The following is a 9,144-nucleotide window of genomic DNA, read 5'->3' on the forward strand; positions in this document are numbered from 1 at the left end:
GTTTAAGGCGTTACAAACTTAGTTTTGTTGAACACTGACTTGTTGTGCAGTATGTTGTGCAAGTTCACGGGCTTGATCGGTCGTTTCAGCACGTGCAGTTGCAACACCCATACGGCGACGTTTAAAGCCTTCTGGTTTACCAAAAAGACGTAAATCAGTGTTTGCATTTGCTAAAGCAAGATTTAAGCCAGTAAATGATAAATTTGTATCATCCACACCTGCATAGATCACTGCACTTGCAGCAGTACTATGTCGAGCTGTATTGACAGGTAGACCCAAAATAGCGCGCGCATGCAATTCAAATTCACTTTGGAATTGAGAGGCTAGGGTGACTAGGCCGGTATCGTGTGGACGAGGTGATACTTCACTAAACCACACTTTATCGCCTTTGACAAACAGTTCCACGCCAAAAATACCACAGCCTCCTAAGGCAACGGTGACTTTATTGGCAATGCGTTTAGCTTCATCTAGTGCAGCATGGGTCATTTGCTGTGGCTGCCAACTTTCAACATAATCACCTGCATCTTGACGATGACCAATCGGGTCGCAATACGATGTTTCAACCTCACCTGTTTCGGCATTTTTTGCACGGACAGTCAGCAGGGTAATTTCAAAGTCAAAATCAATTTGTGATTCTACAATCACAGTGCCTTGATTGACGCGACCACCTGTTTGCGCATATTCCCAAGCGGCATCGACTTCTTCGAAATTTTTAACGCGTGATTGCCCTTTACCTGAAGAAGACATCACCGGTTTAACAAAGTTTGGATAACCAATGTCATCACAGGCAGCGCGGAAAGACTCCAAGGTGTCCGCAAAACGATAAGCCGAAGTTGGTAGCCCCAATTCTTCTGCTGCAAGGCGACGAATGCCTTCGCGGTTCATGGTGAGGTTAACGGCTTTGGCTGAAGGGATAACCGTTGCGATATTTTGTTCTTCAATTTCAATCAAAACTTGAGTCGCAATCGCTTCAATTTCAGGAACAATAAGATTGGGTTTGATTTTTTCAATTAGTTGTTTGAGTTCTGTGGCATCTGCCATATTTAAAGTATAAGAAAAATGCGCAACTTGCATCGCTGGTGCATGGTCATAGCGGTCTGCAGCATGGACTTCGACCCCTAATCGTTGTAGTGAAATTACGACCTCTTTACCAAGTTCACCTGAACCCAGTAGTAAAACTTTAAACGCAGAAGATTGAAGTGGAGTACCAAGAGTTACGCTCATGTAAATCATCCATGCTTGATTTTATGGGGTTTTAAGCATAGCAGAACTTGTTCAGGAGATAAGGCGGTATTCACATAAATAAATGATATTGTCCAACAATTTTATTTATAACTGGTACTCGATTGAACAGGGTTATTGATATAGACGAATAGCTTTAGAATTCAAAGAATTAAGTTTGGAACAGATGGAGTTAGAAAGAACAAAATGAAGGGGAATTATATACAATTTAAAGTGGCTCAATCTGAGAAATAACGCGATCAAATATTTTAATGCTAGGGGCATAAAAAAGCCCAAAGCAAATAATCACTTTGAGCTTAAATATTTTTATGAAAATGAACTAAAAGCTTACAGGCATGTAGGTATAGACTAGACCATAAGACAATGCTGCGGTCAGTGTCGCTAAAACAATGCGTTTAAACTTAAAGTACAAACCGGTGAGTACGGTAAATCCAACCAACATGGCAAAGCTTTTATTGGGTGTTTCTAAAAGTGGAGGCAAGGTTGCAACCACCAGCATAGAACTAATTGCAGCAATACCAATAGCGCCTAAGGCAATTTTCAGCCAGAGCGCACCGCGTCTTTGCGAGCCTTGTTGGAATTTTTGAATGACAAAAAATGGCCCAAAGCGTGAAGCAAAATTGGCAATGCCGACTAAAATGCCGACTAAAATAATTTCGAGATTCATGCTGCATCTCCCATATGTTCTGGGTCAGGTTTTTTCAGGACATAATGTTTGAATAAGCCTGCAAAAATACCAGATGAAATACCGATAAAAATTGCAGCGGATAAATCAATTAAGTAGCAAGCAATGGCCGATACAAGAATGGTAACGGCAACAACAAAGGTATGTTTTTTCTCAAATGCAGCCAATAAAAAGCTTAAGAAGAGGGCTGGCAATAAGAAATCGAGTGCAGCTTGTAGAAACTGCGGAAGGTTACTGACTTGATCGGCAAATAAGCCGCCTAAGAAAGAACCAGTTGCCCAAGATAACCAGCTAAATAAACTGAGACCCAACATCCAAGATTCAGACCATTCCTGACGGCGTTGTGACAGTTTAATCATACCCGAGGCAAACACTTCATCGGTTAAGCCCCAAGACCAAATTGCCGTCTTTTTGAGATTGAGACGATCTTGAATCAAGTTTTGTAGTGCAGGGCCATAGAGTAAATGACGAATATCGAGCGCAATCACCGTAAGGGCGGTCATCCAAATCGAAGTACCACTTCCTAACAGTGCAACGACTAGAAATTGACTGGCACCGGCATACATTGAGCAAGAGAGAAATAAAGCTTCCCATGCAGTAAAGCCAAACTGAGTAGCAGATACACCAAATGCAAAAGAAACAGGAAGATAGGTAAAAATAATCGCCTGACTATCTTTAGCACCTTGCCAGAAACCCGCAGGTTGAGTTGTAGGAAGATTGTGCTCGGACACGACACACCTTTGTTGAAAGAGTTGAACAACAGGTCAAATGATGGTTGAGTATTGTACGCGAATTCTCTAGCATATTATTGAATATGTTTGTTGAAACGAGCCTGATATGCAGAGGTTAAAGATGCGTAGGATACTGATTGCTTCATTATTGTGCAGTACGGCATTGTTACAGGCCTGTGGTAATGATGGTGCTGAGCAACCGAAGGTCGAAATTAAGGCCGCACCGAAACTGACCAATGATGCAACTACTTATGCGCATGCAGCTTGGACGTTCATGAATCAAGCAGATGGGGTGGTGTATAAAAAACAACGCAATCTCATTGATGAACAAGTCCGCAAGCCTGCACGTAAACTCAGTACAGAATGGCGAATTAATGTCAAAATGACCGATTCTGTGACAGAAGGTAAATATGCACTTTGCCGTAAAGCACTGACCAGTTTAGAAATATGGGCGCGTGAAACTTTAGAGCAGAGTAAGACCGTTGCTCAAAAACAAGCGGATTATGAACGTGACAAAGCGCAATGTAAGGATGCCATTGATAATCCTGAATTAGGCAATACGGATCCGAAAAAAGTAGGTGTTTAAGTTAAAGCAGTGCTCAGCCACTGCTTTTTTATGCGTTGTTATTTTCATAACATGATTAAATTGATTGTCAGTCCATCTAAATATGAAAGAATTTTAAAATAGTGAGATGTATTGGGTATTATTAAAACCAGTAGCCATTACTTAGATTAAAATCATTGTTTTTTTGTGCAAATAATTGAAATATATTAATTTAAACTATTATTTTTCTAGGTTTTATATATGGTTTTATGCCAATTTTGGTGGTTGAATTTTTAAAACTAAGATCTAAAAAATATTAATAATAGGAAAGAATAATAAGCTGATCATAAATGTGAATTATCATAATTTGATAAAATTAACTATGATTGGTTTTACGAGATACGTTGTATGTTATGAAATATTTGAATAGTGAGATCAGTCAGTGAAAAAAGTATTCGTTTTAGCAAGTTTAATCATGTCATTTGCCGCAGTGCAAAATATTCAAGCGAATACCCACGTTGAAAAAGAGACTGAATCGCATGTTGGAAGTCCAGAAGTAGCTGCCTGTAGTAATGGTTTCGACAGTGTAGATGTTTGCCAGTTGTTGTCTTAAGTTTTTTTCCTCCTTTAAAATTGTGTTCCAAATAAAAGCAAAATCAGCAATAAGCACAATAATGGTGCTTTAGTTTGCACCAGATTCAAGCAGAGATCGATTAGTGATCATACTCAGGCAGTGCATGTGCAACCTGATGCAGAAGTTTTAAGTCCAAAATTTCAATTTGTTTAAACGCTATTTTAATGATCTGTATTTTTTCTAAGTATTGAAGCGCTTGATTGACAGATTGCCTTGAACAATTCAGTAGTTGTGCCAACTGCTCTTGGGAAATATGAATGGTATCTTGTTCAATCTCTAGGTGATTTCCATAACCATTTAAAATAAACAATAAACGCTGAGCCAAACGTTGGTTTAGGCTTTGGGTTTGTAGTGAGATCAGTTCCATAAATGCATAGCGGAGTTTCTGACTGGTGAGCTGTGCAATATGAAACCAAAATTCAGGATGCTGTTTGAGCAGTTGTTGTATCGCCGCTGCTGGAATATGCAAAATCGTCGATTTTTTAAGAGAGATGGCATCATGAGAGCGAGGCTGTGCATCCACCAATGAAATTTCGCCAAACCACATAATTGGTTCAGCGATTGCAGCAATGGCTGCTTTACCATGAATATCAATATAACCAAGTTGAATAGCACCATCTAAGATCGCATAAATGCCATTAAATACATCACCCGATAGAAATACACGATAATCTTTTTCAATTTGTCTGATGTGTGCATGGTCACAAATAAAGTGCTTAAAGTGCTGGTCTAAACCCGAGTACCAAAAGTTTTTATTTAGCTGAAGCAGATGTAAAGGTTCAATCACAACAGATCCTTATGTGAAATTATTCAAACTTGTCCGTTATATGACAACTTGAAACTTAAGTATTTTATATAGTGAAAGATATGGATGAACAAGGAGTTGCCTCATGAATAAATTAGAACAGTTGCTCAGTCAGTACGCGGCATATCATTTAGATCGAAAAAATATTGTTAGTCATTTTATCGGGATTCCACTGATTGTTTTTTCAATCATTTGTTTAACTGCTCGTGCAGGTGTGAATGTTTCAAGTCTGGAAATCACCTTGGCCTTGGTGTTAATAATCGCCAGTGTGATTTATTACTTGAATCTGGATAAAATATTTGGCTTTATCATGTTGCTTGTTTTTGCAGCAGTCTATCCTTTAGGGTTAAAAGTTGCAGCCATGAGTTTGGGCGCTTGGCTAGCATGGAGCATCGGTTTTTTTGTGGTCGGTTGGATCATTCAGTTTATTGGTCATTATTATGAAAAGAAAAAACCGGCCTTTCTGGATGATGTGATTGGATTGGCAATCGGTCCTTTATTTGTGTTGGCGGAGTTTGTCTTTTTACTCGGCTTTCGTAAAGATCTAGAGCAACGCATGTTAACGTCAGCTCGGAAACAACGCGCTGCAATGGATGCACAGTCTTTGCACTCTATCCATTCCTGATAAATTCGCGCTGTATATATAAAAAGCCGGCAGATCACCGGCTTTTTTAGCTTATTTTCTTTATGATTTTACGGGTGCAGTTTTCGGCTGCGTAGTCGTAACTTTATGCATTTCAGGTTTTACCTTTAGATCTGTGGATGCTGCTTTTGCCGCATTTGAAGCGGTTTTAGCTGCTTTATGCGCTTGTTGAGCATCTTGACGTGCAAGTGCTGCGTCTTTGTGTGCTACTTCTTCATTTTTAACAGATTTACGATGCGCTAATTGCTCTGCCTTTTTTGCATCATATTTCGCAGCTTTGGCATCGCGATTTGCAATTTTGGCAGCGATTTCAGCCGTTTGCGCCTGATAATATGCTGCCTTGAGGGCATGCAAATGCTGTTGCTCTAAGCATCTTAAATAGACCTGTTGCAAGTATTGTACTGATTTTTTTCATGGCTATTGTTCTTTAACACAGGCATTAGCGCCTGTAGAACAATTTAATCGAGACTGTATAAATAATACGTAGTAACCGTGTTGAGTATACGAAAAAACTGATATTAAGTTTGTCTGTCTATTTTTGTTTTTAAGATCATTTTAAGTTCTTAAGCTACATTTAAGTTGAAGAGAACTTTGGATTCAAAATTTCATGTTTTATCAACTGAATGAGAAATACTTAAGAAGTTAAATGAGCAAGATTGAAGTGGACTATTAACTAGAAGGTAGGGGAGTGCTGAAAAATAAACAAAAGATCGGCAATAAAAAAGCCAGCATCAAGCTGGCTTTTTAAATGGTTCAACTTATACGTTGAAACGGAAGTGTAAAACGTCACCATCTTGAACGATGTAAGTTTTACCTTCTAAACGCCATTTACCCGCTTCTTTCGCACCCGCTTCACCGTTGTATTGTACGAAGTCGTCGTAAGCAACACATTCCGCACGGATAAAGCCTTTTTCAAAGTCAGTGTGGATCACACCAGCCGCTTGAGGCGCGGTCGCACCAATTTTAACAGTCCACGCACGAACTTCTTGCACACCCGCGGTGAAGTAAGTTTGTAAGCCAAGTAAGCCATAGCCTGCACGAATAACCACGTTTAGGCCTGGCTCTTCCATACCTAAAGCTTCAAGGAATTCCGCACGGTCTTCATCTTCAAGCAATGAAATTTCAGCTTCAATTTGGTTGCACAAAGGAACCACAATCGCATTTTCTTCAGCCGCCAATTTTTGCACAGCTTCAAGGTGAGGGTTATTTTCAAAACCGTCTTCAGCCACGTTTGCAATATACATGGTTGGTTTTAATGTCATCAGACCAAACCCACGAACCAATTTGCGTTCGTCATCGTCTAAGTCTGCTGCACGAGCAGGTTTACCTTCATCTAATAATGGCAAAATTTTGTCTAAAACGGCCTTTGTTGCGATTGCTTCTTTATCGCCACCTTTTGCAGATTTTGCTAAACGCGTGACTGCTTTAGTTACCGTTTCTAAATCAGCCAGTGCAAGCTCAGTGTTGATAGTAGCGATGTCATCTAATGGGTCAATTTTGCCATTTACGTGAATCACGTTTTCATCTTCAAAGCAGCGAACCACATGAGCGATGGCATCCGTTTCACGGATGTTGGCTAAGAATTGGTTACCCAAACCTTCACCTTTAGATGCACCTGCAACCAAACCTGCAATGTCCACGAATTCCATGGTGGTTGGTACAACACGTTGTGGTTTTACAATTTCTGCAAGATTGTCCATACGTGGATCTGGCACAGGAACAATCCCTGTATTTGGCTCAATTGTACAGAATGGGAAGTTTTCAGCGGCAATCGCAGCTTTGGTTAATGCATTGAATAGCGTTGATTTACCAACGTTCGGCAGGCCGACAATACCACAGTTAAAACCCATGAAATAACTCACAAAGTATTATAAAAAATTGTGGGTGATTTTACATGAAAGCCATAATAAAGTCAGGTGCTATGGATTTTGTTTTCGTAACGGTAATAAAACTGCAAGCAAAGAGGTGCTATGATTTTACTGTGCGATCAAATGAGTTTGCCAAAACAGTGAATAATCAGTATGAAAATGACATTGTGTTTCAAGCATACTGTGACTAAAGTATCCCACTAAAATCACTGGATTTTCTTCACTCCAGTCACCACAAGGCATCGGAGCATTTATGCGTACTCTCTACCAGTTTCCACTCTCACATTTTTGTGAAAAGGCGCGCTGGTTACTTGATCATAAAGAGTTGGATTATATTGCCCATAATCTGATGCCGGGTGTGCATCGGGCTTTTGCACAATTAAAAACAGGGCAGAATAAACTTCCAATTTTACGTGATCAAGATCATTGGGTTGCAGACTCGACACAAATTGCACTGTATTTAGATCAGGTCTATCCAGAGCATAGCCTTATTCGACCTGATGTAAAATTGCGTGAACAAGCCCTAGAAATTGATGAATTATCAATTGAATTGGGTCAGCATGTCCGCCGTTGGGGACTGGCACATACCTTAAATGAAAGTGAAGAATCACTGGAGATTTTGATTGGTGAAAAAGGTTATTTAAGACAATTTGAAAAATATTCAAAACCGCTTATCAAAGCTTTAGTTTCAAAAGGTTATAAGCTTGATACCGATAAAGTCGAGCAATCACGGCAACGTATCGAAGAAATTGTACTGATCTTAAATCAGCGTCTTATTGAGCAAGGTGGGCGCTACTTTGTTGGTGAACGACTGGGTTTAGCGGATATTGCAGTCTGTTCGATGCTGGCACCGCTCTTAGAAATTGCGGGAACACCGTGGGAAAAAGAACATGGTGAAACCTTGTCGGAAGATTTTCGTGCATATAAGTCGATATTAAGCGAACTGCCGCTCGGGCAATATGTGCAGCGTATTTATGCAACTGAGCGTAATGCACGTGTCGATTGGCGCGGTGTTTAAAAGACAAAAAACGCACTAAAAAGTGCGTTTTTTTCTGCGGATCGAAAATGGGCTAGTCTTGGCGAGGTGATCGAGCAAGACAGCCTTTGATTTTTAAGAGAGTCATAATTTATTTAGTGTGCTGAAAAATCATTCAAATAATGTTTAAAATTGTGGGAAAAAATATATTTATAGGTCGAAATAGACTTATTATTTTTAATAAAGCATGGTATATCTGAGAAAATATGCAAATCAATTGCTAAATTTAAAAATAACATTGAAAACTAAAGTGGTTAATTGGTCGATTCCAAATCAACCACGATGCTTTCAAACAATGTCTGGAGTAACAATATGGAACTGGACCGTTTCGATAAACAAATTATAGAAATTTTGACGCATGAAGACGTTAATTTAAATGAGCTGTCAGAACGCGTAAATTTATCGGTCAGTTCAGTACATCGACGTATTAAACAGCTAATCGATCACAATATTATGAGTGGTTTAAAGCGTGAAATTAATTATCAAAAATTAGGATTTAGCCTGCATGTGATTTTGCAAGTATCACTGAGTAAACATGACACGGATACTTTTGCGAAATTTTTAGAGGAACTGGAAAGTATTCCCGAAGTGATTAATGCCTTTTTAGTTACAGGGCAGTCTGCTGACTTCTTGGTTGAAGTGGTGGCACGGGATATGGAAAATTACAGTGAAATTTTACTCAAACGTATTGGAAAAATTGAACATGTGGTTGCGCTGCATTCGAGTTTCGTGATTAAGCAATACAATGTATTTAATTGTAATGGCTTGCTCAATAAAATTTAACGGACTTTATTGGTGATTATTGAAAGTGATTGCCGAAACAAATTTCAGTCTATATTGAGTTGATTATTCAACTTTACCGCATAAAAAACGCACCCAAAGGTCACTGCTGTCCCATAGTCTAATTTAAATAAAAAAACCTGAGCCCAAATCGTTAAAATATAAGTGCTAACCAA

Annotated in this window: 11 protein-coding genes; 5 read left to right on the forward strand and 6 right to left on the reverse strand. The window is 39.2% G+C overall.

Features of this window, described 5'->3' with window-relative positions; all coding sequences use genetic code 11:
* Positions 1–18 precede the first annotated feature (18 nt).
* From purT to ACN6OV_RS00490, 3 genes are all read right to left on the reverse strand, one after another.
* The gene (purT, locus tag ACN6OV_RS00480) at positions 19–1,233 is read right to left on the reverse strand and encodes a formate-dependent phosphoribosylglycinamide formyltransferase (RefSeq protein WP_427948715.1); all 1,215 of its coding nucleotides are present in this window, start codon (positions 1,231–1,233) and stop codon (positions 19–21) included.
* Positions 1,234–1,561: 328 nt separating this feature from the next.
* Complete coding sequence (gene ygaH / locus ACN6OV_RS00485; RefSeq protein WP_427948717.1) at positions 1,562–1,909, reverse strand: L-valine transporter subunit YgaH; 348 nt, start codon at positions 1,907–1,909, stop codon at positions 1,562–1,564.
* Positions 1,906–2,658 (reverse strand): AzlC family ABC transporter permease, encoded by a 753-nt coding sequence (locus tag ACN6OV_RS00490; protein ID WP_427948719.1) that lies wholly within the window; start codon positions 2,656–2,658, stop codon positions 1,906–1,908. The genes ygaH and ACN6OV_RS00490 overlap by 4 nt, the downstream gene beginning before the upstream one ends.
* 106 nt (positions 2,659–2,764) lie before the next feature.
* Between ACN6OV_RS00490 and ACN6OV_RS00495 the strand changes: the two genes are divergently transcribed.
* Both ACN6OV_RS00495 and ACN6OV_RS00500 read left to right on the forward strand, forming a co-directional pair.
* Positions 2,765–3,244: a hypothetical protein gene (locus tag ACN6OV_RS00495; protein ID WP_427948721.1), complete on the forward strand. Its 480-nt coding sequence runs from the start codon at positions 2,765–2,767 to the stop codon at positions 3,242–3,244.
* A 400-nt stretch (positions 3,245–3,644) separates the two neighbouring features.
* Positions 3,645–3,815: a hypothetical protein gene (locus tag ACN6OV_RS00500; protein WP_427948723.1), complete on the forward strand. Its 171-nt coding sequence runs from the start codon at positions 3,645–3,647 to the stop codon at positions 3,813–3,815.
* Between the two features lie 100 nt (positions 3,816–3,915).
* On the opposite strand, the gene ACN6OV_RS00505 is transcribed toward ACN6OV_RS00500, so the two are convergent.
* Entirely contained in the window at positions 3,916–4,623 is a 708-nt protein-coding gene (locus ACN6OV_RS00505) for a Crp/Fnr family transcriptional regulator (protein WP_427948725.1), read from the reverse strand.
* Positions 4,624–4,726: 103 nt separating this feature from the next.
* Here ACN6OV_RS00505 and ACN6OV_RS00510 point away from each other — a divergent pair, with 103 nt between their 5' ends.
* A complete protein-coding gene (locus tag ACN6OV_RS00510; RefSeq protein ID WP_427948726.1) occupies positions 4,727–5,266 on the forward strand; it encodes a DUF962 domain-containing protein in 540 nt (179 codons plus the stop codon).
* A 60-nt stretch (positions 5,267–5,326) separates the two neighbouring features.
* Here ACN6OV_RS00510 and ACN6OV_RS00515 read toward each other — a convergent pair whose 3' ends face one another.
* Together ACN6OV_RS00515 and ychF are read right to left on the reverse strand one after the other, a co-directional pair.
* Entirely contained in the window at positions 5,327–5,677 is a 351-nt protein-coding gene (locus ACN6OV_RS00515; RefSeq protein ID WP_427948728.1) for a hypothetical protein, read from the reverse strand.
* 365 nt (positions 5,678–6,042) lie between these two features.
* Positions 6,043–7,134 (reverse strand): redox-regulated ATPase YchF, encoded by a 1,092-nt coding sequence (ychF, locus tag ACN6OV_RS00520; protein ID WP_427948730.1) that lies wholly within the window; start codon positions 7,132–7,134, stop codon positions 6,043–6,045.
* 271 nt (positions 7,135–7,405) lie between these two features.
* Between ychF and ACN6OV_RS00525 the strand changes: the two genes are divergently transcribed.
* Together ACN6OV_RS00525 and ACN6OV_RS00530 are read left to right on the forward strand one after the other, a co-directional pair.
* Positions 7,406–8,170 carry a glutathione S-transferase family protein gene (locus ACN6OV_RS00525; RefSeq protein ID WP_427948732.1) on the forward strand — a complete coding sequence of 255 codons (765 nt, stop codon included), beginning with the start codon at positions 7,406–7,408 and terminating at the stop codon, positions 8,168–8,170.
* 330 nt (positions 8,171–8,500) lie between these two features.
* Entirely contained in the window at positions 8,501–8,971 is a 471-nt protein-coding gene (locus tag ACN6OV_RS00530; RefSeq protein WP_427948733.1) for an Lrp/AsnC family transcriptional regulator, read from the forward strand.
* The last annotated feature ends 173 nt before the right edge of the window (positions 8,972–9,144 follow it).

Source organism: Acinetobacter sp. (assembly GCF_050285345.1).
Lineage (GTDB): Bacteria > Pseudomonadota > Gammaproteobacteria > Pseudomonadales > Moraxellaceae > Acinetobacter.

Coding starts and splice junctions, on each gene's coding strand:
- purT (WP_427948715.1), bottom strand. CDS start 1,233: ATGATTTACATGAGCGTAACTCTTGGTACTCCACTTCAATCTTCTGCG.
- ygaH (WP_427948717.1), bottom strand. CDS start 1,909: ATGAATCTCGAAATTATTTTAGTCGGCATTTTAGTCGGCATTGCCAAT.
- ACN6OV_RS00495 (WP_427948721.1), top strand. CDS start 2,765: ATGCAGAGGTTAAAGATGCGTAGGATACTGATTGCTTCATTATTGTGC.
- ACN6OV_RS00510 (WP_427948726.1), top strand. CDS start 4,727: ATGAATAAATTAGAACAGTTGCTCAGTCAGTACGCGGCATATCATTTA.
- ychF (WP_427948730.1), bottom strand. CDS start 7,134: ATGGGTTTTAACTGTGGTATTGTCGGCCTGCCGAACGTTGGTAAATCA.
- ACN6OV_RS00525 (WP_427948732.1), top strand. CDS start 7,406: ATGCGTACTCTCTACCAGTTTCCACTCTCACATTTTTGTGAAAAGGCG.
- ACN6OV_RS00530 (WP_427948733.1), top strand. CDS start 8,501: ATGGAACTGGACCGTTTCGATAAACAAATTATAGAAATTTTGACGCAT.